General features: G+C 76.0%; 17 protein-coding genes. 12 read left to right on the forward strand and 5 right to left on the reverse strand.

What is annotated here, in order from left to right; genetic code table 11:
* Window positions 1-335 precede the first annotated feature (335 nt).
* From ACFW6A_RS15230 to ACFW6A_RS15250, 5 genes are all read left to right on the forward strand, one after another.
* Window positions 336-1,193: a DUF4132 domain-containing protein gene (locus ACFW6A_RS15230; RefSeq protein ID WP_386640901.1), complete on the forward strand. Its 858-nt coding sequence runs from the start codon at window positions 336-338 to the stop codon at window positions 1,191-1,193.
* The gene (locus tag ACFW6A_RS15235) at window positions 1,190-6,103 is read left to right on the forward strand and encodes a DNA-binding protein (protein WP_386640904.1); all 4,914 of its coding nucleotides are present in this window, start codon (window positions 1,190-1,192) and stop codon (window positions 6,101-6,103) included. The genes ACFW6A_RS15230 and ACFW6A_RS15235 overlap by 4 nt, the downstream gene beginning before the upstream one ends.
* Window positions 6,104-6,356: 253 nt before the next feature.
* The gene (locus ACFW6A_RS15240) at window positions 6,357-7,511 is read left to right on the forward strand and encodes an AAA family ATPase (RefSeq protein WP_351845418.1); all 1,155 of its coding nucleotides are present in this window, start codon (window positions 6,357-6,359) and stop codon (window positions 7,509-7,511) included.
* Window positions 7,508-11,083, forward strand: a complete 3,576-nt coding sequence (locus ACFW6A_RS15245) for a DUF5682 family protein (RefSeq protein WP_351845420.1) — start codon at window positions 7,508-7,510, stop codon at window positions 11,081-11,083. The genes ACFW6A_RS15240 and ACFW6A_RS15245 overlap by 4 nt, the downstream gene beginning before the upstream one ends.
* Window positions 11,080-12,915 carry a hypothetical protein gene (locus tag ACFW6A_RS15250; protein ID WP_386483642.1) on the forward strand — a complete coding sequence of 612 codons (1,836 nt, stop codon included), beginning with the start codon at window positions 11,080-11,082 and terminating at the stop codon, window positions 12,913-12,915. Before ACFW6A_RS15245 ends, ACFW6A_RS15250 begins: the two co-directional genes overlap by 4 nt.
* 57 nt (window positions 12,916-12,972) lie before the next feature.
* Here the strand turns inward: ACFW6A_RS15250 and ACFW6A_RS15255 are convergent, their stop codons facing one another.
* The 3 genes from ACFW6A_RS15255 to ACFW6A_RS15265 all read right to left on the reverse strand — a co-directional run bounded on the left by ACFW6A_RS15255 (window position 12,973) and on the right by ACFW6A_RS15265 (window position 16,466).
* Window positions 12,973-13,806, reverse strand: a complete 834-nt coding sequence (locus ACFW6A_RS15255; RefSeq protein ID WP_351845424.1) for a class II glutamine amidotransferase — start codon at window positions 13,804-13,806, stop codon at window positions 12,973-12,975.
* Window positions 13,807-13,913: 107 nt separating this feature from the next.
* The gene (locus ACFW6A_RS15260) at window positions 13,914-14,849 is read right to left on the reverse strand and encodes an ion transporter (protein WP_351845426.1); all 936 of its coding nucleotides are present in this window, start codon (window positions 14,847-14,849) and stop codon (window positions 13,914-13,916) included.
* Between the two features lie 1,056 nt (window positions 14,850-15,905).
* Entirely contained in the window at window positions 15,906-16,466 is a 561-nt protein-coding gene (locus ACFW6A_RS15265; RefSeq protein ID WP_386640906.1) for an EF-hand domain-containing protein, read from the reverse strand.
* A 119-nt stretch (window positions 16,467-16,585) separates the two neighbouring features.
* On the opposite strand from ACFW6A_RS15265, the gene ACFW6A_RS15270 reads away from it, so the two are divergent.
* Together ACFW6A_RS15270 and ACFW6A_RS15275 are read left to right on the forward strand one after the other, a co-directional pair.
* Window positions 16,586-16,963, forward strand: coding sequence for a signal peptidase I (locus ACFW6A_RS15270; RefSeq protein WP_386640909.1), 378 nt, complete (start codon window positions 16,586-16,588; stop codon window positions 16,961-16,963).
* A gap of 370 nt (window positions 16,964-17,333) precedes the next feature.
* Window positions 17,334-18,734 carry an APC family permease gene (locus ACFW6A_RS15275; protein WP_386640912.1) on the forward strand — a complete coding sequence of 467 codons (1,401 nt, stop codon included), beginning with the start codon at window positions 17,334-17,336 and terminating at the stop codon, window positions 18,732-18,734.
* Window positions 18,735-18,915: 181 nt separating this feature from the next.
* Here the strand turns inward: ACFW6A_RS15275 and ACFW6A_RS15280 are convergent, their stop codons facing one another.
* Both ACFW6A_RS15280 and ACFW6A_RS15285 read right to left on the reverse strand, forming a co-directional pair.
* On the reverse strand, window positions 18,916-19,440 hold the full coding sequence (locus ACFW6A_RS15280) for a DUF3291 domain-containing protein (RefSeq protein ID WP_386640915.1): 525 nt from the start codon (window positions 19,438-19,440) through the stop codon (window positions 18,916-18,918).
* Between the two features lie 88 nt (window positions 19,441-19,528).
* A complete protein-coding gene (locus ACFW6A_RS15285) occupies window positions 19,529-20,263 on the reverse strand; it encodes a helix-turn-helix transcriptional regulator (RefSeq protein ID WP_386640918.1) in 735 nt (244 codons plus the stop codon).
* 161 nt (window positions 20,264-20,424) lie between these two features.
* Here ACFW6A_RS15285 and ACFW6A_RS15290 point away from each other — a divergent pair, with 161 nt between their 5' ends.
* From ACFW6A_RS15290 to ACFW6A_RS15310, 5 genes are all read left to right on the forward strand, one after another.
* On the forward strand, window positions 20,425-21,678 hold the full coding sequence (locus ACFW6A_RS15290; RefSeq protein WP_386640921.1) for an alpha/beta hydrolase family protein: 1,254 nt from the start codon (window positions 20,425-20,427) through the stop codon (window positions 21,676-21,678).
* Window positions 21,679-21,875: 197 nt separating this feature from the next.
* Window positions 21,876-22,028, forward strand: a complete 153-nt coding sequence (locus tag ACFW6A_RS15295; RefSeq protein ID WP_351845440.1) for a hypothetical protein — start codon at window positions 21,876-21,878, stop codon at window positions 22,026-22,028.
* A gap of 390 nt (window positions 22,029-22,418) precedes the next feature.
* Window positions 22,419-22,964 (forward strand): hypothetical protein, encoded by a 546-nt coding sequence (locus tag ACFW6A_RS15300; RefSeq protein WP_386640923.1) that lies wholly within the window; start codon window positions 22,419-22,421, stop codon window positions 22,962-22,964.
* Window positions 22,965-23,206: 242 nt separating this feature from the next.
* Entirely contained in the window at window positions 23,207-24,028 is an 822-nt protein-coding gene (locus tag ACFW6A_RS15305; RefSeq protein ID WP_386640926.1) for a hypothetical protein, read from the forward strand.
* 180 nt (window positions 24,029-24,208) lie between these two features.
* Complete coding sequence (locus ACFW6A_RS15310) at window positions 24,209-25,270, forward strand: substrate-binding domain-containing protein (protein WP_351845446.1); 1,062 nt, start codon at window positions 24,209-24,211, stop codon at window positions 25,268-25,270.
* The last annotated feature ends 325 nt before the right edge of the window (window positions 25,271-25,595 follow it).

The raw sequence follows: 25,595 nt of genomic DNA on the forward strand, positions 1-25,595 counted from the left end.
GAGCGGTCCTCAACATGTTCGCCCACCCCCGTGGAGACGCCTGCCGACGCGACGCGAGGGAGTCCCCGTGGCGGGCGTGCCGACGGCCCCGGGCTCCCCCTCCCCGGACTGTACGTGAACCCCGGCGTCCCGCCGGGGTTTTCGCCGTACGGAGCTGCATCCGCCCCCGGCGGGCCGGCGGTTCCGTGCGACGGTCGGCGACGCGGGGACGGGGGCTGGCGGACGCGCTGTCAGTGGCGCCGCCTAATGTCGCTCGCACATCGCGGTTCGGGGGCGCATCGGCCCCTGGTTCGGGCTGCGTGGACGGATGACGTACGGGTGGAGAGGCGCGGCTGATGGCGTGGCTGGATGCGGGTGAGGGGTACGAGGTCACCCTCGGCGAGGGCGGGCGCGTGATCGCGCGCCGGGCCGGGGGGCGGGAGCTGAAGTCCGTCCCGAAGGCACTTCGGGACGATCCGGGGGTGGACCGGCTGCGACGGCTCTCCGAGTGGCTGGACCGGCACGCGGACGCGTGCGTGGCGCAGGTGGACGCCTGGATGGTGTCCTCGCTGCCGGTGCCGACCGCGCTGATCGCCCGGGTCTGGCCGGACGAGGCGTGGCGGTCCGCGCTGCGGGACATGGCCGTCGTCGGGGACGACCCGGAGGAGGTCGGCTTCCTGAGGGACGTGTCCGAGGACGGCGGCCTCAAGGTCGTCGACCTCGACGGCGAGACGGTGCGGATGGCGCCGCTCACGGTCACCGTGCCGCATCCGGTGCTCCTCCCCGACCTCGACGACGTGCGGGAGTTCGCGGCGGAGCTGGGCATCACCCAGCGCGTGGAGCAGATCCACCGCGCCACCTGGGTCCGCCCGGAGACCCACCCGGCGAACGTCACGGAGGTGCGGGACTACGCGGGCGGCAAGTTCGCCTCCCGCTTCGGGCTCGCCGCGCGGGCCACCGGTCTCGGCTACCGGGTGTCCGGGGGCTACGCCACCTGCAAGGTCCGGGACGGGGGCCGCGACACCGAGGCGTCGGTGTGGATCGGCGAGCCGTACTGGGACGGGGAGTCGGAGACCGGCGGGCTCAGCTGGCACGACGGGGAGGGCCGCGCGGTGCGGCTCGACGGGGTCGGACCGGTCGCCTGGTCCGAGGGGATGCGCATGGCCGCCGCGCTCTACGCCGGCCGCACGATCGAAGAGGGTGGGAACGCGTGACCGGCACGACCGCGACGAACGTCGACACGGAGCTGCTGAACGCCGGGGCCGTGCTCCCGGCCGGCACGGTGGGGGCCGGGCCCTCCGCCGTGGAGCTGACCGCACGGACCTACCGCCATCCGGTGCTCGGCGAGGACCGGGTCGTGGTGCGGCTCACCGCCGCCGAACTCGGCGCCGCGGAGGACCTGGCCGCGGGCTTCCTCGGCCTCGAACCCGCCGCGGAGCCGGTGGTGGTGGGGCTGGGCCGGCGCCAGGAGCTCGGCTTTCCCGAGTGGGTGCTCGTGCACCACCCGGAGGACGGCCACCACGCGCTGGCCGTCGTGCCCGAGCTGGACCGGATCGCCCGGCAGGCGAAGACCAAGCCGAAGGCGGCGCTCGACGCCTGCCTCGAACTCTCCGGACGGCTCGCCGCCTCCGTCCCGCACTTCCTCCCCGTCTTCTACGAGCAGGCCGCACGGATCTTCCTCGCGGTGGAGAACACCACGTACGCGGGGCAGTTGTTCGGCCGCGCCCGCACCAGCGAGGCGCAGCACGGGCTGAGCGTCGACGAGGACCGGCTCGACGCCGTGTTCCTGGAGTTCGCGCTGGCCGGCGCGCTGCCCGTGAAGGTGCTGTCCGGCTACGGCAAGGAGCTGTCGGCGCGCCTCGCGCCGGCGGAGGCGTACGAGCGGTTCCGCCGCCTGTGCGTGCGCCGCACCGCGGGCGGGCTCGCCCCGTCCGCGCAGGCCGCCACGGAGCTGCGGCGGCTGGCCCGCGCGGCGGGGCTGCCCGCCGCGGAGGCCGAGCAGGACCACCTCGCCGAGCTGCTGCCGCTGCCGGCCACCCTGCGGGCGGCGACGGGCTGGTGGAAGGCGCAGCGTCCCGCCCTGGTCGCGCTCGCCCGGCGCGTGCCGGCGGTCCGCGGCACCCTGCTCACGCTGACCCCGCCGTCGGACGACGGCGCCATGAGCGAGCTGTGGCTGGACATCCTCGCGGAGTCCGGCGCCGACGCGGGCCTCGTCGACGGCGGCCTGCCCGCCGAGGAGCGGTGCGCCGACGGCGCCGCGGGCTGGCTGGAGCGGTACCACGCGGCCCGGCACCGCGGCTGGGGCCGGCGCCCGACGCCGACCCGGCTGCTGGAGCTGGTCGAGCGCGCGGCGGGCCGGATCCGCTCCGACCTCGCGGCCCGCCCCGAGGGGAGCCGCGAGCTGCGGATCGGGGTCGACGACGTCAACCTGCTGGACCTGCTGCTCGCGCTGGACGTCCCCGTCACCGCCCCGGCGTCCGACGGCAGCCGGCGCGACACCCTGCTGGACCTGACGGACTGGTACCAGTCCGAGCGGCCGCGGGACCTCGTCGCGCTCGCCGCCGACGCGCGGTTCCACCACGCCTTCGACCGGGGCGCGGACTCGTTCAACGGCGCCGGTCACAGCGTGGACGTGATGCGCCGGCTGGCCGCCTCGGAGGGCGGTGCGGTGCTGCTGGCCCGCTGGACCCGGGAGGTCGCCCGGAAGTCGGTGGCGGCCGGGCTCCCCGCCGTGCCGGGCGCCCTGTCCACGCTGTCGTGGCTGCCGTCCGAAGTGCTGGCGCTGGCGCGGGAGGAGGTGGCCGCCGCGGTGGGCGTCGACCTCGGCGAGACGCTGGCGCGCACCCTGCGCGGCGGGCTGTGGGAGGAGTTCCACTGGCCCGCGTGGGAGCGGGCGGTGGCGGAGCTGTCGCCCGCCCGGTCCGGCATGGACCAGCTGACCGTGGTCGAGGCGTGGCCGTACCTGATCGTGGCCAACGCCACCCAGGTCCGGGTGATCGACGCCGACTCCACCGTCCTCACCCACGACCTGCGCATCCCGTCCTCGTCGTCGGTCCGGTCCCGCGGCTTCCACTACGTGGACGGCGCCCTGCTCGTGTTCTGGAGCGTGTACAGCGACGGCCGGGTCCAGGGGTACTGGCACACCGCGCCCGACCGGCCGTTCACCCTCGACGACGGCGTCAACCTCTGGTCGCTGCGTTCCGGCCAGGTCAGCCTTCCGCTGCCCGGCGGCGGTCGCACCACGGGCCGCGGCGTGCTGCACGCCGGGGACACCCGGCTCCCGGAGGAGGTCCCCGTGATCTCCGACGGGACGTCGTACTGGGTGTACGAGAACGGCGACGGCACCGACGGGAGCGGCTGGCGCGAGTACGACCCCGTCGAGGGCACCTACGGGCGGCGTTCGCAGCCCGGCTTCCTCGCCGACGCCCTGCGGCCGCACGCCCCGGGCGCCGAACTCGGCGCGTTCTCCTCCTGGCTGCGGCCCGCCCCGACCGTGGAGGACTCCGCCCTGGGCGCGCCCGTCGACGGCCTGCTGGGCTGGCGCGTGGTGCGGCTGGCGGACCGCGGCTGGTACGCGGACGACCTCGCCGGGCGCGAGGTCGTCCTCCCGGCGGACGCCCAGCTGCCGCTCGCGGCGCTGACCTTCCCCGGCGACGACCGCCCCCGCGCGCTGACCCGGGCGTGGCGGACGCTGTCGCTCACCGATCCGGACGGCGTCGTCACGGCGACCAGCGAGGGCGGCCGGAGCGAGCTGTTCCGCACCGCGACGTCGCTGCTCCCGCCGCTCGCCTTCCTGTACGCGCTGCGCACCCGCGACCCGCAGGGTTCGGCGGCGCTGCGCCGCACCGACGCGGAGACCGCCGGCATCCTGCTGAAGGGGGCCGCCGGCGTCGAGACCGGGGAGGACGTCGCGACCCTCTTGTGCACCGCGTTCCCGGAGCTGACCACGCCCGAACTCGTCGCCGGCGTGGCGCAGACGATGGCGTTCGCCGTCCGGCAGCAGAAGGCGCTGGACGCGGTCGCCGCCCGCCTCGACCCGGCGACCGAGCCGGTCGTGCGGCGGGCCGAGGGCCCGGCCGACGAGGTCCTGGCCCGGGCGCTGAACGGCGTCGTCGGCTCCGGCTACTACCGGCGGGGTTCCGCCTCGGACGTCGCCCACCTCTACCTGGAGACGCTGGCCGCCGCGATCGGCGACACGGACGCGGAGGCCGTGCCCGGCCGCCTGCACTTCGACGTGCCGTCGATCCCCTGGTCCGGTCTGCCGTTCACCCAGCTCCTCGACCGGCCCGCCGCGCTCGCCCACCGGGCCGTCGCGCCCGGGACGGACACGGAGCACCGGAGCGTGCTGCTCGGGATGCTCGGGGCGGCCGACGTCCTCGGCCTCCTCTCGGCGGCCGGATCGGCCGGCCGCTGGCGGCGGGTCCTGCTGCACCTGGCCCAGCCGCACCTGACCGCCCCCGACGGCCAGGACCGGAACCTGTCGCACCGCAGCGTCGTCCCGCTCGGCGGCGGAGCGGTCCTCGGCCTCACCGAGCACAGCGACAACGTCCCCGACGGCCGGGAGTTCGGCGCCCTGCTGTACGACCCGAGCGGACGCTTCGACGTCCCGGGGCCGTACACGGTGCGCGCCGCCGCTCCCGTCGGCGACCCGGTGCGCGGCGCCGGGTGGGCGGCCGCGTTCCTCGAGGAGGCGCGGGCGCGGGGCGCGGCGCCGTACGTGCCGGCGGCGGCCGAGGAGTTCGGCCGGCTCACCGGGGCCTCGCGGGCGCTCGCCGCGCTCGTGGTGGCCGGCATGCCCGGGATCGACGGTTACGAGAACAACTTCCTGCCCGCGGAGCTGCGCAAGACTCTGGGCCTGAAGGTCGCCGAGGCCGGGCACGCGCGCGACGAACTGCGGTCCCTGCCCGTGGAGGTGCGCCAGGAGGTCGTGGCGGCGCTGCTGCCCGGCGACCCGGCGCTGCTGTGGACCGCCGGGCCGGACGCGGCGGCAGCGGCCGAGGTGTGGAACGCGCGCGTCGGCCGCCGGGCCCAGGTGCCCGACTGGCTGACGGCCGAGGCCGCGCGGGCGGTGCGCTGCGGCTGGCCCGCGCCCCGGGCGCTGACCGCGCTGCTGGATCCGGCGGCCTCCCCCGAGCTGGGCACGGACGTGGCGTGGCGGATCCAGAACGACCGGCCGGAGCCGGTGGCGCCGGCCGACGCTCCGTTCAACGCCTCCGTGCTGACGGGTGCGGTGGGCCTGATGACGTGGATGGCGCACCGGCTCCCGGCGGGCGATCCGCTGCGGGCGGCGCTGCCGGGCGCGCTGACGGCCGTGCGGCAGCGGCTGGCCTCGCCGGACCTGCTCGTCGCGGTCGGGCACTTCACGAGCCTGGCGGAGTTCCGGAAGGTGGCGGGTGCCCCGACCGAGACGGCACCGGACCACGAGCGGTACGGGGCGGTGCTGATGGCCACGCACGACGGGCAGCCGCTGCCGGCGCTGCGGACGTCGCTGCTGGACTCGACCGGCTCGGACCCGTACCTGGTCGCGCTGCGCGGGCCGGACCAGGAGCCGACGGCGGTCGAGGCGGCCCTGCGCCGCTGCCACGACCCGGCGTTCGCGCGGCTCCTCGCCGATCCGGGCGCTCCCGCGGCGGGCGGGACGGCCGAGGACGGCACGTGGTGGCCGCAGGACCCGTCGCGCTCGGTGCCCGCGCTCGTGGCGGAGGCCGCCGGGGCGCACGGCCTGGGGGCCGACGCCGCGACGCTGTACCTGATGCTGCTGGCGCTGCCCGATCCGACCGACCGGAACACGGCCCGGTGGACGGGGTGGAAGCCGGCGCGGCTGAAGGCGGCGCGGGCCGAACTCGCCGCCACCGACCTGGTGGTGTCCGCCGTCCGGGCCCGGGCGGGACGCTCGCTGTTCCTGCCGGGCGCCTGGGTGGACCAGTCGGCGCCCCTGCTCCCCGTCGAGCAGTGGAAGCTGTCGCTGTTCGGCGTGCCGGCGGGCGGCCGCCCCCTCCTCGGGGCGCTGGTGCCGGCCGAGCCGGTCGCCGAGCTGTACGCCCGGGCGTGGCGGCGGATCGCCGACGGCGACCTGCCGCGCTTCGAGGAGCTGAAGGTGAAGCGCACCCGCCGGCGCCGCTGACCGGCCCGCCGCACGGCCGTGGCCGTGGCTGCGGCTGCGGCTGCGGCTGCGGCTGCGGCTGCGGCGGACAGCGGTCCCCCGCCCTCCGGGGGACCGCTGTCCGCCGGGCCGGGCGCGCTGTCGGCGCCCGGCCCGCCCCGCTCCCCCGCCCCGCGCTCCCCCTGCCCCTCCCCCACTCTGTCTCCCGCTTCACCTCCCCTCCCTCCCGTCCGGCTCACGCCCCTCACCGGCCTCCGTCCCGAAGGAACCGCGCATGACCGTCACCGAACACCCCGCCCCCGCCCGGCAGGTCCGGCCCGCCGAGGAGCGGTACGCCGCCGAGCTGGCCTTCCTCGCCGCCCAGGACCCGGGGCCCCGTCCGCCGGGCTGGGCGCTCACCCCGCGTGCCGTCGTCACCTTCGTCTGCGGCAGCGCCGGCGCCGAACTGGCCCTGCCCGAGCGGCGCGAGGACCTGCCCGCGAAGCTGGCGATCAGCCCGAAGTTCGTCGGCGAGCGGGCCCTCGTGGAGCGCTGCGTCGTCACCCTGGCCGGCGAGCGCGGGCTGCTCCTGACCGGCGAACCGGGCACCGCCAAGTCGATGCTGTCCGAACTGCTCGCCGCGGCGGTCTGCGGCACCAGCGCCCTCACCGTCCAGGGCACCGCCGGCACCACCGAGGACGCCTTCCGGTACGGGTGGAACTACGCCCTGCTGCTCGCCCAGGGCCCCACCCCCCAGGCCCTGGTCGACTCCCCGGTGCTGTCCGCGATGCGCACCGGCCGGGTGGTGCGCGTCGAGGAGATCACCCGCTGTCTGCCCGAGGTGCAGGACGCGCTGGTGTCCCTGCTGTCCGACCGGCGCGTCACCGTCCCCGAACTGACCGCCACCGAGGACGCCGTGGTGAGCGCCGCGCCCGGCTTCACGGTGATCGCGACGGCCAACCTCCGGGACCGGGGGGTCTCCGAGATGTCGGCCGCGCTCAAGCGCCGCTTCAACTTCGAGACCGTGGAACCGATCGCGGACGCGGACGCGGAGGCGACCCTGATCCGGCGCCAGGCCGTCGCGGCGGTGCGGCGGGCCGGGGCCGAGTTCGGCGTCGACGACGCCGTCCTGGACGCCCTCGTGACGGTCTTCCGCGACCTGCGTTCCGGCCGGTCCACCGAGGGCTGGGACGTGGAGCGGCCGGGCACCGTCATGTCCACCGCAGAGGCGGTGCAGGTGGCGGCCTCGCTGGGCCTCTCGGCGGCCTACCTGCCCGGCGGGGACGTCCTCGACCTGCTCCCGGGCCACCTCCTGGGCGTCGTCCGCAAGGACGACCCGGCCGACCACGCCCGTCTCCTCGGCTACTGGGACGGGCCGGTCCGCCGCCGCGCGGAGACGGGTTCGGCGATGTGGCGCCGCCTGTGGGACCTGCGCGGGAGCCTGCGGTGACCCTCCCCGACCCCCGGGCGGCCGTCGACTCGCTGGCCGCGTCGCGCACGCCGTACCTGCTGGGCGTGCGGCACCACAGCCCGGCGCTCGCCGCCGTGGTGCCCGCCCTCCTGGACGCGGCTCGGGCCGAGGTGGTCTGCGTGGAGCTCCCCGCCGACTTCCAGCCGTGGCTGGAGCACCTCGCCGACCCCGAGACGGTCGCGCCGGTCGCCCTGGCCGGGACGGGCGGGGGCGGGCGGCTCTCCTTCTACCCGTTCGCCGACTTCTCGCCGGAGCTGGCGGCGGTGCGGTGGGCGCGGGCCCGGGGCGCGGAGGTCGTCTGCTGCGACCTTCCCCTCGGCGATCCCGGCTGGTCCGCCACGGCGGACCGCACCGGCCGCGCGGACGGCGGTGCCGGGGCGGAGGGGCCGGCGCGGCGTTCCTTCGCCGACGCGCTGACCGCCGCCGGCACCGGCCGGGACGGCGACGACCTGTGGGACCGCGCCGTCGAGGTGCTCGCCCCCGGCTGTGCGCCCGAGGCCGTGCGCCGGGCGGCGCTCGGCGTGGGCTGGGCGCTGCGCGCCGATGCCGCGGTGCCCGCCACCGACCTGGCCCGCGAGGCCCGGATGCGCCGGGTGATCGCGGAGGCGGCGGCGGACGGGCGGCGGGTCGCGGCGGTCGTCGGCGCGTTCCACGCCCCGGCGCTGGCGGCGGGGTTCGCGGGGGCCGGCGGGACGGAGCAGGACGGCGGCGACCCGCTCGCGGACCGCCCGGGCGCCTCCTCCCCGGCCGGCGCGGCGGCCCCGGCGGGCGCACCGGCCGGGGCGGCCGTCACCTCCTTCGTCCCGTACTCCTTCGACCTCCTGGACTCCCGCTCGGGCTATCCGGCGGGCATCCGCGACCCGCGCTGGCAGCAGGCCGTGTGGGAGGCGGGCGGCGCGCCGGACCGGTTGCGGGAGGCGGCCGCCGCCGCGCTGACGGGCCTGTGCCGGGAGCTGCGCCGCGCGGGCCACACCGCCGGCACGGGCGAGGCCACCGAGGCGCTGCGGCTCGCCTGCGACCTGGCCGCGCTGCGCGGGCTGCCCGCGCCGGGCCGCGGTGAGCTGCTGGAGGCGGTCACCACCGTGCTCGGGCAGGGCGAGCCGCTCGGCCGGGGGCGGGCGCTGGCCCGCGCCCTGGAGGCCGTGTTCGTCGGCACCGCGCGGGGCAGGCTCACCCCGCACGCCCCCCGGTCCGGCCTCGGTCCGTCCGTGGAGGAGGAGCTGGCCCGGCTGCGGCTGCCCCGCCCGGACGACCCCGAGCCGCGCGAGGTGCGGCTCGACCCGCTGCGCTCGCCGCTGGACGGGCGCCGCGAGGTGCTGCTCCAGCGGCTGCTGGTCATCGGTGCCGCGTACGGCGAGCCGGTCGCGGTCGCCTCGACCGGCGACGGTACGGCCCTGGGCACCAAGTGGCGCCTGACGTGGACGCCTTCGGTGCCCGCGCGGCTCGACCTGGCCGGGGCCCGCGGGGTGACGGCCGCGCAGGCGGCCGCGGGCACGCTGGGCGAGACCGCGCGGCGCGAGGCGGCCGAGGGCGGGCCGACCCCGTCTCAGGTGCTGGCGGGGCTCACCGCCGCCGCCCGCTGCGACCTCCCCGAGCTGGTCGCGGACCGGCTGCGGGAGGCGTCGGCGATCCTGCCCGGGACGGCGGACCTGCCCGAACTCATCGACGCCCTGGACCTGCTGGAGGCGCTGCGCCGGGGCCACTTCCCGGGCACCACGCCCGAGGCGCGGGAGGCCGCCGGAGCGCTGACGGGTGAACTCCTCGAAGCCGCCGTCCGGTCGCTGCCCGGTCTCGCCGGGAGCGACGCCCCCGCGGACGCCGCGGCCCTGGTCGCGCTGGCCGACCGGGCGGCGGCGCGGCAGCTGGGCCTGCGGATGGACCGGGCGCTGGCCGACCTCGCGGCGGACGGCTCGCCCCTCGTGCAGGGCGCGGCCCTCGCGGTCCGCGTCCTGCTGGACCTCGATCCGGCCGCCGGGCTCGGGGAGCGGGCCGCGGGCTGGATCGACGGCGCCGCGGGCCCCGGCGCGCGCCGTGCGCTCGCGAAGCGGCTGGCCGGCCTGCTCACCGCCGCCGGGCCGCTCCTCGAAGTCTCCCCGGACGCCCTCGGGCCGCTCCTGGACCGGGTCGACACCCTGGCCGACCAGGAGTTCCTCGATCGCCTGCCGGCCCTGCGGGGCGGCTTCGACGCGCTGTCCCCCGCCGCGCGCGAGCGGCTCCTGACCACGGTCACCGAGCGGCTCGGCGACCGCCTCGACCTCTCGCTCGAGGCCCCGCCCGAACTCCTCGCGCTGTGGGCGGCCGCGGACGCGGCGGGCCTGGCGGCGCTCAAGGCGCTGGCGCTGCCCGGCGCGGAGCCCGTTCCCGTACCGGCTCCGGGGTCGCCGGCTCCCGGGCCGGCGGCGGAGCCGGTGCTGCCCGTGCCGGAGCACGGGCTCGGGGCCGCGGACCGGTGGCGGCTGCTCCTCGGCCGGCAGAAGGACCTGTTGGGCGGCCGGGCGCGCCGCTACGCCCACGCGCTGGACGAGCTGTACGGCCACGGTCGCGGCGAGGGGTCCGACGGGCTCGGCGGCGGCGCGTCCGGGCAGGGCGGCGGGCAGGAGGCGTCCTTCCCGACCGCCCGCGAGTGGGCGGAGGAGCTGGAGGCCCTGTTCGGGGCCGACGTCCGCGAGGAGGTCCTCGCCGACGCCGCCGACGCGGGCCGGGCCGATGTCCTGACGCAGCTGGACCCGGCCGCCGTCCGTCCGTCGGTGGAGCTGCTGTCCTCGGTGCTGTCCCTGGCCGGCGGCATGCCCGAGGCGCAGCTCGCCCGGCTCCGGCCGCTGGTGAAGCGGCTCGTCGACGAGCTCTCCAGGGAGCTGGCCACCCGGGTGCGGCCCGCCCTGTCCGGGCTGGGCTCGCCCCGGCCCACCCGGCGCCCCGGTGGGCGTCTCGACCTGGCCCGCACCCTGCGGGCCAACCTGGCGCACACCCGGCGGCTGGACGACGGCCGGGTCGTGGTCGTCCCGGAGCGTCCGGTGTTCGGCACCCGGACAGGCAAGGAGGCGGACTGGCGGCTGATCCTGGTGGTCGACGTCTCCGGCTCGATGGAGGCGTCGGTCGTGTGGTCCGCCCTCACGGCGGCGGTCCTGGGCGGCGTGCCGACCCTGTCCACGCACTTCCTGGCCTTCTCCACGCAGGTGGTAGACCTCACCGACCGGGTCGAGGATCCGCTCTCGCTGCTCCTGGAGGTGCGGGTCGGCGGCGGCACCCACATCGCCGCGGGCCTCGCGCACGCCCGGACGCTCGTCACCGTGCCCAGCCGCACCCTCGTCGTCGTGGTCAGCGACTTCGAGGAGGGCGCGCCGCTGGGCGGCCTCCTCGGGGAGGTGCGCGCGCTGGCCTCCTCCGGGGCGCACCTGCTGGGCTGCGCCGCCCTCGACGACGCCGGGGCGCCCCGCTACTCGGTGCCGGTGGCGCGCCGGCTCGTGGCCGCCGGGATGCCGGTGGCCGCCCTCAGCCCCCTCGCCCTCGCCCGCTGGGTGGGCGACCGCCTCCGTGGAGAAGCCCGATGAGCACCGAACCGCTGCCGCCCGTCGCCCCCGAGGTCCTCGCCGAGGCCGTGGAGCAGCTCACCGCGCGGTTGCGCAAGAAGCTCGACGCGGCCGTCGCCGAGTGCGCCGGGAAGGCCGTGGCGGGTGCCGGCGGCTCGGTGGAGGTGCGGTTCGGCGAGGACACGCTGGTGACCCTGCGGCCGGGCCCGTCGGGCGACGTGACGGAGCCCGGCCAGGCGGTCTGCAGCTGCCTCCTGGCACCGCGCTGCCTGCACCGGGCGGCCGTCCTCGGCGCGGCGCCGCTCGCGGACGCGGACGCCGCGGCCCCGGCCGGTCCGCCCGCCCCGGAGCCCGCGGAGGAAGCGTCCTCCCCGGGGGCCGCGGCCGTGGCGGCGTCCCGTCCGGCGGCGCCCGCCGAGGAGGGACGGCCGTCGCTGACGCCCGCCCAGGCCGACGCGGCGGCGGGCCTCTGGCTGGCCGCCGCGGAGGCCCTCGCCGCGGGCGTCACCGCGGGCGGGACGGTGGTCCAGGCCGAGCTGCTGCGCGCCGCGCACTCGGCGCGGCTGGCGGGACTGCCCCGGGCCGAGGCCGCCGCGCTCAGGGTCGTACGAGGCCTGCGGGCGGCGCGCGAGCAGGGCCGGGGGCAGCGGCTCACGGATCTGACGGCCGCCTTCCGCGCCCTGCTCGCCGGGGCCGCGGCGCTCGCGTCCGGCACGGCGGGGCCGGAGGGGGCCGGGTCCGTGCGCCGCGCCTACGCGCAGGGCGGGAGCCTGCGGGTGGTCGGGCTGTGCCGGGAGCCGGTGCTGTCCGCGACCGGCTACGGCGGGGTGACGACCCATCTGCTCGGGCCCGACGGCGCCTTCCACACCCTGTCCGACGTGCGGCCGGGCGGTCTCTCGCGGGCCAGGGGGGCGGGTACGGCGTCGGTCGCGCTCGGCGGGGCCGTCCTCGACCACGCGGGGCTGGCGCGCGGCGGGCTGCTGATCGCGGGGGCGACGGTCTCGGCGGACGGGCGGCTCGGCGCGGGCCGGGGCGTGCGCGCCACTCCCGTACGCGGTGCGGACTGGTCGGAGGAGCCCGTGGCGTCGCTCTTCGCCCGGCCTGTGCGGGAGGCCGTGGGGTCGGCGCTGGACGCGGCGGCGGAGGCCGCGGGCGGGGCGGACCCGGCGCTGGTCGGCTGCGACGTGACGGTCCTCGGCGCGGCCGACGACCACGTGCTGGTCCGCGTGCTGGACGGTGGGCCGCTGGTGCGGCTGCGCGTCGCCCATCCCCACCCGGAGCTGCCGCACGGGGAGAACCTGCGCCGGATCGGCGGCTTCCCCGGTCTCGTCCTGCGGGTCCTGGGCCGCCCCGACCCAGACCGTGCGGCGACGCTCCGTCCGCTGGCGGTGGGGCCGGTGCCGGGCGCGGTGTCCTCGCTGCGGCTGCCGGAGGAGTGGCGGGGCCACGCGGATCTGGGCTACGACCGGCTCCAGGGCGATCACTTCCCGCGTCCGGAGGCGGGCGGGTCCGACAGCACTCTCGGGCCGGCCGGCCCGGACCCGCTCGCCGACGGGCCGCTGTGGCGGGTCCGGCGGCTGCTGGAGACCGGTGTGGCGGGCGGGCGGCGCGCCGTCGCCGAGGCCGCCCGGGGAGCGGACCGGGCGGCCCTCGGGGTGCCGCTGCGCCGGGCGGGCCTCTCCGGGGCGGCCGACCTCGCGGAGGGTCTGGCCGCCGAGGCGGACCGCAGACCGCGGGACTCCTTCGGGCGGCTGGTGGACGCCTCCCCGGACGCGTACGCCCGGGCGTGGCTGGCCTCGGCGGTGCATCTGGACGCCGCCGAGCGCGCCCTGGTGACCGCCTCCTGGTCCTGAGGCCGCGCCCCCGGCCCCGGCCGCCGGGTCGGGGGCGGCCCCCGGCCCGGGTCGCGGTCAGGCCGGGGCGGGGGCGAAGCGGTGGAGTTCGTCGGTGCCGGGCTGGACGACGCCGTAGCTGTTCTCCGGCACCTCGTTCCAGGCGCCGGGCAGGTCGCCGAGGGGCTCGGAGACGATGAGGCGGGTGTCCTCGGAGAGGTGGCGCAGGAATCCGACGTCCGGGTGGAGCCTGCGCAGGGCCTCCACCCGGCTGCTGTAGAACAGCGAGCGCGAGGCCCGGGCGCTGGAGTAGCGGAAGACCCAGACGCGCGTGCCGTCGGTCAGGGCGAGCGTCATCTGGAGGGGGAACTCCACCCCGTGCGCCCGTCCGACCCGCTCCACGACGCCCGCCATCGTGGCGACGGCCGCGGGCGGGTCCTCGTCGAGGCCGAAGGTGAGGGCCAGGTAGAACATCACCTCGGAGTCCGTCGTGCCCTCGATGTCGGAGTAGAGGCCGGGGTCGACGAGCAGGGCGAGTTCACGGCGCAGCCGGGGGAACCCGGCGATGGCGCCGTTGTGCATGAACATCCAGCGGCCGTACCGGAACGGGTGGCAGTTCGACTGCTGCACCGCCGTCCCGGTGGAGGCACGGATGTGGGCGAAGAACAGCGGGGACCGGACGTGGTCCGCCAGCTCGCGCAGGTTGCGGTTGTTCCAGGCGGGCCCGACGTCCCTGAGGAGCGCTGGGGTCTCGCTGTGCTCCGAGTACCACCCCACGCCGAACCCGTCGCCGTTGGTGGTCTCCACCCCCAGTTTGGAGTGCAGGCTCTGGTCGATGAGGGAGTGGGCCGGCTGGTACAGGATCGTGTCGAGCAGCACCGGCGTGCCCCAGTAGGCGAGCCATCGGCACATGCCCGATCACCTGGATCCCTGTCGGCTCCGCGCGCGTGGTCCCGCGCGCCGTTCGGCCCTCCCATTGTCCGTATCCTCCCGTCCGGACGCCACAGCGGGGCGGGCGGTCAGGCGATGGTCGTCATGCGCTCCCGGTCGTGGGCGGCGGGCGGGTGCGCGGCCAGGGACCGCTCCAGGGTGTCGAGCGCCTGCCGCATGCCGGCGATGCGCTCCGCGAGTTCTCCGGCGCCGGGCTCCACGGGGGAGGCGACGGGGCGGGTGCCGTCGTCGGTCTTTCCGGGGCGGGGTGCGCGGCCGGGGGCGTCGAGGGCGGCGGCGTCGAGTTCGCGGGCCTCGTCCAGGCTGTTGAGGACGACCCCGATGAGGACGTTGACCAGCACGAAGGAGGCGAGCAGGACGTAGGAGCCGTAGTAGAGGATGCTCAGGCGCGAGATGGCCAGTCCGTTGTAGATGGCGTCCTGGAGGCCCTCCAGGGTCATCAGCAGGAACAGGGTGAGCAGGGCGCGTCCCAGGGAGCCGAAGTGGGCCGGGTCGTGGGAGCCGAAGCAGACCCAGCCGACCATGGCGTAGACGTAGAGGATGACGGCTCCGACGAAGAGGAAGCTGACGGTGCCGGGCAGGCTGCGGGAGACGGCGATGAACAGGATGCGCAGCTGGGGCAGGAAGCGGGCGGTGCGCAGGACCCGGACCATGCGGAGCAGGCGCAGGACGGTGGCGTTCTCGCGGACGAAGGGGATGTAGGCGCAGGCCACGACGGCGAGGTCGAAGAGGTTCCAGCCGTCGCGCCCGAACTCCTTGGGCCGGTCGGCGTGGGCGCCGAGGCGCAGCAGCATCTCCAGGGTGAAGAAGGCGAGGCAGCCGTGCTCGGCCGCGCGGAGCAGGGCGGCGTGGTCGGTGGCGAAGCCGTGGTAGGTCTCGGCGCCGAGCAGGACGGCGTTGAGCAGGATCACGGTCAGGACGGCGAGGGAGAAGGCGGGTGCCTCGGTCACGGAGCGGCAGGATGCCGCGATCCGGACCCGGGTGGGAGCCGGGGCGGTGGTCATGAAGGCCTCCGGAGGGCGGGTGGGGGCGGGAAGGGCGGTGGGAGTGGGTTTCCGGTTGTCCTAACGCGCCGGGAAGATCACGGGCTGCGGGGGTCCGGAGAATTGGGGGAACGATTCATCCGCGACGGCGAAAGACCGCGCATCGGGCCCCTTTCGGACCGCCCGGTCCGTGACCGCCCCAGCTCAAGATCGTTAACTCCGTTCGGCCCGCGCCGGACGACGGCGTCGCGACCGATCACGGCGTCGCGACCGATGACGGCGTGGCGACCGGAAGAGGCCTCCGCATGGCGTCGGCCGGGGGCTCCGTCGTGCCGCGGGACGGCATGGTCGAGCCGCTGGGGGCCGGCGGGGGCGAGGTGGTGGCCGCCGGGGCCGCGGTCGAGCTGCTCGACGCGGTGGAGGCGTACCACCACGACGTGGCCGTGGGGGCATCAGGATGCCGCCCACCCGCAGCGACGGGGCATCCGGGCGGCCCGTCGGGCACGCCGGTCTCCTCCCGGCACCTCGGGGCCGTGCGGACCTCACGGCCGGCGTCGGGCGGGATGCCCGGCACGCGCAGGCCCGGCGCGGCCATGTCCCGTTCCCGGAGCGCGGCGAGGAACCGGCGGATCCCACGGCGCCGGCGGGCCGGTCCAGTGCGGCGACCGGCGGCGGCGTCGCCACGGCCTCTGCGCGGACCGGGCGTCGGTGCGCGGCAGAGCCGGGTCGGGGGGCCGCCGGAAGGCGAGGAGGGATCACGGCTCTCGTCCGTCCGGTCGGCTCAGGCGCTCGCCCACCTGCGCGGCGGTGGGCCGGCCGTGTTCGTCGGCGAAGACGCCGTCGGCGAGCAGCGGCACCCGGCCCCGTACCCGGCGGCGAGCGGCTCGCGGGTCGCCCTCACGCAGGTACGGCCCTCCCCGGCCGCCCCCGTGAGGCGGCCCACGTCACCGGCTTCCCCGCCGTATCGGTCCCGCGTCCGTCGTCGGCAGGACGTTCCGGGCGATCGACGGTGACCGTGCCCGGACCGGGGGTCGGAGAATCCGGACTCCCTGTCCCGGACCCGCCGACGGCGATGGCCTACAGGTGGTCCGGGCGGCCCATCCACCAGTTGCCGGGGGCGGCGGGGTCGGTGCTCGACCAGAACTCGGTGATGGCGCGGACGAACTCCTCGGCCGAGAGGGAGCCGTCGCCGTCGGTGTCCAGGTGGGCGAAGGCCTCGTCGGCCTCCGCCTCGGTCAGGCCAGGGAAGTGGCCGCGCTGGAAGACGAGGAACTCGGCCGGTGAGACGCGGCCGTCGCGGTCGGTGTCGGCGACCTCCAGGAACACGCGCGCCGGCGCGCCGACGGTGGCCGCGGCGGCGTCCGGGTCCCCGGCGAGGCCGGCGGTGGAGGCGACGAACTCCTTCTTGGAGATCGCGGTGCTGCCCTCGGGCAGGTGCGGGAGGTGCAGGTTCCGCCAGATGCCCCGATAGGCGTCGACGATCTTCCGCTCGCCCTCCGAACCCTCGGCGTGGCCGAGCGAGGCGGCCACCCGGCGGCCGCACAGCACGTGGTCCCGCTCGGTGAGCCGCCCGTCGCCGTCCACGTCGAGGTGGTCGAAGCCGTGGCTGATCTTCGTGATCAACAGGTCGGTGCCCACTCGGTCTCTTCCGTGCGGAAGTCGTCGTCCGTACACCCGGGTTCGCGGGGTCACCGTATCCCGGCGGAGGGTGCGCGCACGGCACGCTGCCGGCGGCGCGTGCCGTGGACGGCGGTGCGGTGGACAGCGGTGTGTACGTGGGGAACGCGGGCGAGGACGCCGCGCTCGACAAGGGATGGATCCTCGGGCACTTCAAGGAGGCCGGGAGTCCTCGGCACAGCGAGGACGTGGAGATCAAGTGGGGTGTGCATCCGCGGGGTGAGGAACGCGCGCGGTGGGCGCGGGGCGAGGTGCGTACGGCCCTGCTCGTGCTCGTCAGCGGTCGCTTCCGCGTGGAACTGCCCGGGCGCAGCGTGCTCCTGGAGAAGCAGGGGGACTACGTCGTCCGGGGGTGGGACGTGGACCACTCGTGGGTGGCGGAGGAGGACTCGGTGGTGCTGACGGTGCGCCGGCCGTCGATTCCCGGCTACGCGGTGGTGGAGGGGGACCCGCGGTAGCGGTGTCCCCTCGTGCCTGCCGAGGACGGCGCCCACCTGGGCCCGCACCGGGAAGTCGGAGACGCCGGGGCACGAACCCGGGGCCGGCCGGGTCGGCGGCAGGTAAAGCGCGGTAAAACTCCTCCCGGCCGGCCTGCGGTTCCCGTACGCGGGGTTCGCGCCGTCTTATCGCGTCCTTGACGCCCGGATGGCCCGCCGGCCCGGGCCCGGACGACGGATTCCGCAGTCGGCAGGCCATTGACCTGCGGGTTCGCGAGGGCTTCCATTCAGCCCGGGAGCAACGGACATCACACCCCTCACATCACCGGCCGCCTCGGAGGCGATACCGCTCCCCCTCGGAAACACCGCACGCATCGATCGGAACCGCCTGATGACCGACACCCTCAGCGCACCACACGCCCTGGCCCCTCAGACCGGCCCCGTGCCACAGAAACTCAAGCGCTCCATCGGTGTCGTCGGCGGCACCCTCCTGACGCTCTCGTGCGTCACCCCGGCCTCGACGCTCTTCGTGGTCGTCCCCGACCTGTTCGGCAGCGTCGGCACCTTCACCGCCCTCACCATCGCGATCGGCTCGCTGCTCTGCGTCGGCGTGGCCTTCGTCTACTCCGAGCTCGGCACCCTCATCCCCAGCGCGGGCGGCGAGTACGCGATGGTCTCCACGCTGGCCGGGCGGCTCGCCGGCTGGCTGGTCTTCGTCCTGTCGCTGCTGGTGGTGATGATCGTGCCGCCGGTGATCGCCATGGGCACCGCCGACTACCTGGCGCCGCTCGTGCACGTCCCGGCCCCGCTCGCCGGTGCGGGCGTCATGCTCCTCGCGACCCTCGCCGGACTGCTCGACCTGCGGGCCAACGCCTGGATCACCGGCGTCTTCCTCGTCCTGGAGGTCATCGCGGCGGGTGTCGTCGCCGTCCTCGGCTTCACCCACGCGCAGCGCGGCGCCGGATCCCTCCTCCACGGCCAGGTCGCGGGCGAGAACGGCACGCACTCGCTGGTGACCGCCGCCCTCGTCGTCTCCGGCCTCGCCATCGCGCTCTTCATCACCCAGGGCTTCTCTACGGCCGTCTACCTCTCCGAGGAGCTGGAGAACCCGCGCCGGAACGTCGCCCGCACGGTGCTCGCCACGCTCGCCATCTCGACCGCCGTCATCCTCGTGCCCGTCATCGCGATCACCCTCGGCGCCGACGACCTCGCGGCGCTGACCGGCGGCGACCTCAGCGGCATGATCACCGCCTGGTCCAACTCCGCCGTCGGCACCTTCATCAGCCTCTGCGTGGCGCTCGCGATCATCAACGCCGGCATCGTGATGGTCATCCAGAACTCCCGCGTGCTGTTCGCCTCCGCCCGGGACAAGGCGTGGCCCGAGACGGTCAACAACGCCCTGTCCCGCCTCGGCCGCTTCGGCTCCCCGTGGGTGGCCACCCTGGTCGTGGGCGTGCCCGGCGCGGCCCTCTGCTTCGTCAACCTCGACACCCTCTACGGCGTCACCGGCGTCTCCGTCACCGGCATGTACCTGCTCGTCTCCGTGGCGGCCCTGTTCAGCCGGCGCGGCGCGCACCGCGAGGTCGCGGCCTGGCGCATGCCGCTGTGGCCGGCGATCCCGGTCGTGCTCATCGTGGTCCTCCTGTACGTCCTGTCCATGCAGGACACCGCGTACCTGCTGTGGACCGGCGGCATCACGGCGGTCGCCACGCTGTACTGGGCGCTCTACCTGCGCCCGCGCCAGGAGACCCGCTGGCTGGTCAGCGTCCCCGAGGACGAGCAGCACGCCTGACGGACGGCCGGGACGCCCGCCCCGCGAGCGGCGCGTCCCGGCCGGCGGCCCTCCCGCCCCGTAACGCCTCGTACGGTTTCGTACGGCCTCGTACGGTCTCGGAAGTCCTCCGCGGGGCCGGAACCGGAACTGGAGAGAAAGCCCCCGCCGGAGCCGGAAACAGGGCGGGGCCGGGCCGGGTTCAGCCGCGCCACGCGGTCCGGAGGTGCGGGGCGGCCTCGGCCGCGGTGTGGGCGGAGGAGAAGGTGAAGGCGCGCGGCGACGGCCCGTGCGCGCGCAGGTCCGCCAGCCGTTCCAGGGACTCGGCGACGGTCGGGACGTGGCCGGCGGGAACCCACCAGAGCACCAGGTGCGCCTCGACGTGCCGTGCGAACCAGTCGCGGCGCCGGCGCATCACCTCCAGGTGCCCGCTGCGGTAGGTGAAGTCCCACAGGGCCTCCTGGTTCTCCCACACGCTGAGGTTGACGATGACGTCCTCCCCCGCCGGGCGCAGCCCGGTGGCGTCGGGCGTCCCCTCCTCCACGAGTCGCCACACGAAGCCGGGCGCGCCGTCGGCGGCGGCGTTGACCGGGTCGAGCATCTCGACGAACGGCGCCATGCGGGGGTCGTCGAGGGGGAAGCGAAGCGTGGCCACGTTGAGCTGGGCGAGGTGGGCGGCCGGCGCGTGCGACGCGGACGCGGAGGACGCGGGCGGCGCGGGAGTCACAGACGACCCAGCAGGCGTGGCAGGCATGGGAGGCACAGGAGGCAGGGGTGAGGTCATGACCTCATCCCAGCACGACCCCTTTTCTATGTCAATGAATGTTGTTTTTAGAAGGTTCGACCACCACGCAGCACTCCCCCGGCCGGGCGTCCATGCGGGCGCGGACGGGTCCGTCCGCGCCGAGCAGCCCCTCCAGGAGCGCGAGGTTCATGCCGCAGACGAGGGGCGGGAAGCGTTCGGCGACGGCATGGAAGGGACAGTTGCGCATGCGGATCACGCCCGTGGCCGCGTCGGCGGGGCCGCCGGGCTCCGCCCCGCCCTCGCCCGGACCGCCCTCCCCCGGGCCGTCGGCGCCCTCCGGTGCTTCGAGGCGCGGTTCGTAGCCCCGGGCCGCCAGCACCGCCATGGCCTCCTCGAGGCCGCCGCAGGGCGCGGCCGAGCCGCGCAGGGCCTCTCCCCTGCGGCGCGCGGCCGCGCAGAGCCCGGCGTCCAGGCCGGCCAGCTCGGCGGCCTCCGCGAGCAGTTCGGCGGCGGTGCGGTAGTCCCGGGCGGGCAGCGAGACCGAACGCTCGGCCCGCGCCCGCGTGTACACCTTGGCGGGACGGCCCGCCCCCGGTCCCGAACGGCCCGTCAGGCGGCGGCTGCCGCTCTCCAGTAGCCCCGCCTCCGTCAGCCGGTCGAGGTGGTGCGCGGCGAGCGTGCGCGCCACGCCGGCCGCCTCCGCCGCCTCGTTGCGCCCGACCTCGCGGCCCTGCGCCGCCACGTACTCGTACAGGCGGCGGCGCACCGGATCCTGCAGCACCGCGATCGCGTCGATGTCCTCCATCGGACCATTCTAATGACAATGACGATAAGAGATAGAAGGGAAGCGAGCGAGACGGACGGTGCGGTCCACCGGAGCCGTAAGACCCAGGTCGTACGGCTCCGGCGGCGGTTGCGCCCGTGGGTGGACGCGGCGCGCGGCGACGGAAACGTAACGTCGTCGGCATGAACAAGCTGACCCGGGCGGCAGCCGCCGCCCTTCTCGCCTGCGCGGTCGCGTTACCGGCCGCCACCACCGCCACCGCGACCACGGCCCCGGGTCCGGTCCCGGATCCGGCCCCGTTCTCCGCAGCCGCAGCCGGCCCCGCCGCCCTCACCGCCGCCACCCCGGACGCCCCGGCCGACCGGCTCGCCCTGCGGCTTCCGGCGCCCACCGGGCCGTACGGGGTGGGGAGTTCCGTCCTCCACCTCGTGGACCGCTCCCGCACCGACCCCTGGGTGCCCGAGGCCGACGGCCGGGAGCTGATGGTCACCCTGCACTACCCCGCGGCCCGGCCCGCGGCCGCCCGGCCCGCGCCGGGCCGTCCCGCCCCGTACTCCACCCGGGAGGAGGCGCGGCTGCTGCTGAAGGCCATCCAGGTCGACGACCCCGCGTCGGTGGGGCGGTTGGCCCGGATCCCCGCGTACAGCGCGGTCGACGTGCGCCCCGCTCCGGGGCGCCACCCCCTGGTGGTGCTCTCGCCCGGGTTCGGCATGCCGCGGTTCACCCTCACCGCCCTCGCCGTGGACCTCGCCTCCCGGGGCTACGTCGTCGCCTCGCTCGACCACGCCTACGAGTCGTCGGGCACGTCGGTGCCGGGCGGGCCCGCCCTGACCTGCGTCGCCTGCACCGTGATGGAGGAGAGCGGCTGGTCCAAGGGGGCGCTGGTGACCGGCACCCGGGCCGCCGACACCCGGTTCGTCCTGGACCGGCTGACGGGTCCCCGGGCCGCCTGGCGGTTCGCGTCCTCGATCGACCGGACGCGGATCGGAATGGCGGGCCACTCGGTCGGCGGCGCGAGCGCCTTCGCCGCCATGGCCGCCGACGGACGCGTCGACGCCGGAGTGAACATGGACGGTTCGTTCTGGGACGCGCCGCCCTCCGACGGACTCGGCGGACGCCCGTTCCTGCTGCTGGGAACCGACGCGTACCACCGTCCGGGCGGCGAGGACGCCTCGTGGGACACCACGTGGGCGGCGCTCGGCGGGGAGCGGCGCTGGCTGACGGCCGACGGCGCCGAGCACCTCGACTTCTCCGACGCGCCCGTCCTCCTCGGCCACTTCGGGATTCCCGGCGGAGCGCTCCCGGCCGAGCGCGCGATCGCCCTCACCCGCACGTACGTCGCCGCCTTCTTCGACGAGCACCTGCGGGGCGAGGACCAGCCCCTGCTCGACGGCCCGGACCCGGCGTACCCCGAGATGCGGTTCCACCGCCCCTGAACCGGGGATCCGCGAGCGGCACCCGCCCCCGGAACGGAGCACGTAACCGAGCACGGAGGAGAGTACGGAGCGAAGCACGGCGCCCGATGGCGGATCGACGTGCGCGCGTCGAACTGGTGTGGCCCCGTGCGTGTGTTGCCGGTGGGAGACGACGAGCCGGTCGCGGAGTCCCTGCGGCGCTACGGGTTCGAGGTGGAGTGGGTCACCACGGGGTCGGCCGGCCTGGCCGCACGACCCCGTACGACCTGGTCCTGCTCGACCTCGGGCGGCCCGACACCGACGGGCTCGACGTCTGCCGGGCGCTGCGGCGTCACGGTGACGCGGGACGCGGGGACGCGGCGTCACGGTGACGTGCCGGTCATCGTGATCAGCGCCCGGCAGCAACGAGACCGGCCGAGTCGTCGCCGGGATCCGGGCTGTGACGCGACGGATGCGGCCGGCGGAGCAGCCCTCGGGGCTCCCACGGTACGGTGCCCGGCTGCCCCTCGACCGCGGGGCCGCGTTCCAGCGGTCGAACAGCGCGGAGCTCCGGCGGTCGGCGGCCTCGGCTCGCCGGCCGTCCGTCCCGCCGCCCTGTGCCACGCCGCCCAGGCGGCGACGGTGCCCAGTGCCGCCGTGACGAGGCCGCCCAAACGCCCGGCGCCGTAGGATCCACAGGCTGTTCGCCTTCCCCGCCGAGGGCACGGAGCAGCCTCGGCACACCTGGCGGACGCGGCGAACGGGAAACGGGGAACGAGCACGTGAGTGGATCCGACGGCCCGGCTCTCACGACCGGATCAGGCGCTCCGCGCCCCCAGGAGGTCAGCGCACGGGAACGGCGGAAGCTGCTCGGGTTCGGGTTCGGCGCCGCGCTGGCGGCCCTGCCCGTCTGGTGGGCGCTCCGGGCCTTGGCGGACGGTGCGGGGAACGGGACGGGGAACGACTGGCGCACCGATACCGCCCCACTGGAGCGGGCGTTCCCGCGGCTGGGTCCGCTCACCGACGCGAAGTGGGTGAGCAGCCGGGACGACGACCGGGACCTCCCCTCCCCGGAACTGGTGATCTCGGGCTACGCCCGCCTCGCCCCGGGCAGGCTCGCCGAGTTGACGGCGGCCCACGCCTTCACCTCCGAAGGGCCCGCGAAGGACTTCTCCTCGTGGTTCGAGAAGCCGCTCGACGGCGAGGGGCCGGAGCACCCCCGGTGGATCCGTTCGCGGGAACTCGACCGCGAGGGCACCGGTCACCGCACGGCCCTGTGGTTCGACCGCGACAGCGACACGGTCCGCTTCTGGGCGCTCAACCCGTAGGCCTGACGCCTTCTTCGGCTTCCGAGTCGTACGGGGCCCTCCGCACGCGTCACGGGTGCGCGGGTACGCCGTGGGCACGCCGCAGGTACCCGCGGGTACGCCGTGGGGCCTGTCAGAGCCAGGTGGCAGGCTGGGCGCGTGCTGATCGAGGAATACGAGAACGCCCCGCTCGCCACCGGGGACGAGCTGCCGGGTCTGCCGGGTTGCCGGGCCGCCCGTACCCGTGGGGGCGGGGGCGCGGCATGAGCGCGCGTCTCTATCTGAACAGCTCCCGGGAGCCCCGGATGCCTGACGGCTCGGCCGGTGAATGGGCCGGCTTCTTCGACGGGGCGATGGAGCTGGAGGCCAAGGACTGGCCGCCGCTGCTGTGGTGGGCGATGTTCGGCTCCGGAGACCTGGCGGAGGCGAGGATCGCCGACACCGAGGACGCGGGCAGCGTCGAGCACGAGGAGCTGCTCGACGCGTGGGGAGAGGCGACCTACCCGTACCTGGTCGTCGACCGCCGGACGGCGTTGGCGCGGCTGGAGGGCCGGCGGGAGGCGCTGCTGGCCCGGATCGGCCCGCGCTTCGCGCCGCTCTACGAGGAGTTCGTCGCGCTCGTGGACGCCCGGTTCGCCCCCTGCGCACTGCTGAGGACCGAGGCGCTGGCCGGTGGCCGCGAGGGCGGCCTGCGGCTGCTGTTCGAGGAGACCCTGGCCGATCTGGAACGGCTCGACGCCGGCCGGCCCCTGCCGGCCGGCGGGCGGGTGGACGGTCTGGTCCGTGACTTCCTGCGCTGGCAGCACACCGACCCGATACGGCTGCTGGCGGGAGCCGGCGACGGGTGGCCGGGCGAGGAACTGCGGGAGCGCTGCTCCGGCGCCGCACCGAGGCGGTCGTCCCGCGAGGACGCCGGCCGGCCCTCCCGCGCGGGCGGGGCGCGGAGCGTGGTGGCCGGCCTCTGCGGGACCGTCGGTCTCTGCGGGGCCGGTGCGTACGGGCTCACCGGGAGTGCCTGGTCGATCGCCGTCGCCTGCGGGGGGATTCTGGGCGCGGTGGTGGCGGCGTACGCCCGACGGCGGTGAGCGCGGTCGTGGACTGCCGGGTCCGAGCGCTCCGGCGGGCCCCGCGTCTGTTCACCTGTCGATGGGCAGGTCCGTTGCGATCTCGTTAACTCTTCACTTCTTGACGGCAAACTGCGGGCCGAGTTGACTTCGTGGCACCTCGGCCGCACCGTCGCGGCCTCGTCAGGGAGGCACCACCCCATGAACGCAACGACCCGTCGTGTCGTCACAGGCACGGCCGCGGTCTCCATGGCCCTCGCCCTCTCCGCCTGCGGCACGGCCGACGGCGGCGGCCAGGACGAGGGCAGCTCGACCAAGATCGGCCTGCTCCTGCCGGAGAACAAGGCGGCGCGGTACGAGGCGCTGGACAAGCCGCAGTTCGAGAGGGCCGTCAAGAGGGCGTGCATGGACTGCGAGGTCGTGTACGGCAACGCCGCCTCCGACGTCGTGAAGCAGAAGCAGCAGTTCGACCAGCTCGTCGCCGACGGCGTGAAGGTCATCGCCCTCGCGTCGGTCGACGCCGCCAAGGCGGCCGGCTGGGTCGCCGAGGCGAAGGGCAAGGGCGTCAAGGTCGTCGCGTACGACCGCGCGATCCAGGGCGCGGACGCCTACGTCAGCCACGACAACTACAAGGTGGGCGAGCTCCAGGGCGAAGCCCTGCTCGCCGCCCTCGGCGACAAGGCCGCCTCCGCCCGGGTCGTCATGATCAACGGCGACGAGAAGGACCCGAACGCCGCCCTCTTCAAGAAGGGCGCCCACATGGCGCTCGACGACAGGGTCGGCAAGATCGCCTACGAGGCCTCGGGCGAGTGGGATCCGAAGGTCGCGGGCGAGAAGATGACCGCCGCCATCTCCTCCGTCGGCAAGGACAAGATCGGCGCCGTCTACTCCGCCAACGACGGCATGGCGGGCGGCATCGTCACCTCCCTGGAGAACGCCGGCATCAAGGGCATCCCGGTCGGCGGCCAGGACGCCGAGGTCGCGGGCATCCAGCGGATCGTCGCCGGCACCCAGACCTTCACCATCTACAAGAGCCCGCTCGACCTGGCCCCCAAGGCGGCCGAGTTCGCGGTCGACCTGCTGATGGGCGTCCCGGTCCACGCCCAGACCATGACCGACGGGGTGCCGTCGAACCTCCTCGACCCGGTGGTCGTCGACAGGACCAACATCCAGTCCACGGTCATCAAGGACGGCATCTACAAGGCCGCCGACATCTGCACCGCGGACCTCGCCGCCGAGTGCGCCGAGCTGGGCATCGAGTAGCCCCCCGGGGCCGAGCCGGCCCCGGGCCTTCTCCGTCCAGCTTCCGGCGATTCTTTTCAGTCCATAGAATTCAGGCCACAATCTTCAACAGATGAAGGCCACACTCCCCGGTTCAGTCCGCCTGCCGGGCAGCTCGCAGGGGAGCCCCTCAAGGCGGTGCCGGCGACCACCCGAGGTGGCGACCGCCTCGCCGGGCACCGGTCGAACTCGTGCGGCGGCAGGCGTCACTGGTTGAACCCGTGCGGCGGCAGGCCGAGCGTGAAGCACGCCTCCGTCAGCCCCCCGGGAGCCCTGTGGGCCGGCGGCGGTGAGCGCTGGGGAATGA

It is taken from the genome of Streptomyces sp. NPDC058758 (assembly GCF_042746075.1).
Taxonomy (GTDB): domain Bacteria; phylum Actinomycetota; class Actinomycetes; order Streptomycetales; family Streptomycetaceae; genus Streptomyces.

Bases quoted from the DNA above. Each gene is read 5' to 3' on its own strand.
- ACFW6A_RS15230 (WP_386640901.1), top strand. From the start codon at position 336: ATGGCGTGGCTGGATGCGGGTGAGGGGTACGAGGTCACCCTCGGCGAG.
- ACFW6A_RS15240 (WP_351845418.1), top strand. From the start codon at position 6,357: ATGACCGTCACCGAACACCCCGCCCCCGCCCGGCAGGTCCGGCCCGCC.
- ACFW6A_RS15250 (WP_386483642.1), top strand. From the start codon at position 11,080: ATGAGCACCGAACCGCTGCCGCCCGTCGCCCCCGAGGTCCTCGCCGAG.
- ACFW6A_RS15255 (WP_351845424.1), bottom strand. From the start codon at position 13,806: ATGTGCCGATGGCTCGCCTACTGGGGCACGCCGGTGCTGCTCGACACG.
- ACFW6A_RS15260 (WP_351845426.1), bottom strand. From the start codon at position 14,849: ATGACCACCGCCCCGGCTCCCACCCGGGTCCGGATCGCGGCATCCTGC.
- ACFW6A_RS15275 (WP_386640912.1), top strand. From the start codon at position 17,334: ATGACCGACACCCTCAGCGCACCACACGCCCTGGCCCCTCAGACCGGC.
- ACFW6A_RS15285 (WP_386640918.1), bottom strand. From the start codon at position 20,263: ATGGAGGACATCGACGCGATCGCGGTGCTGCAGGATCCGGTGCGCCGC.
- ACFW6A_RS15290 (WP_386640921.1), top strand. From the start codon at position 20,425: ATGAACAAGCTGACCCGGGCGGCAGCCGCCGCCCTTCTCGCCTGCGCG.
- ACFW6A_RS15305 (WP_386640926.1), top strand. From the start codon at position 23,207: ATGAGCGCGCGTCTCTATCTGAACAGCTCCCGGGAGCCCCGGATGCCT.
- ACFW6A_RS15310 (WP_351845446.1), top strand. From the start codon at position 24,209: ATGAACGCAACGACCCGTCGTGTCGTCACAGGCACGGCCGCGGTCTCC.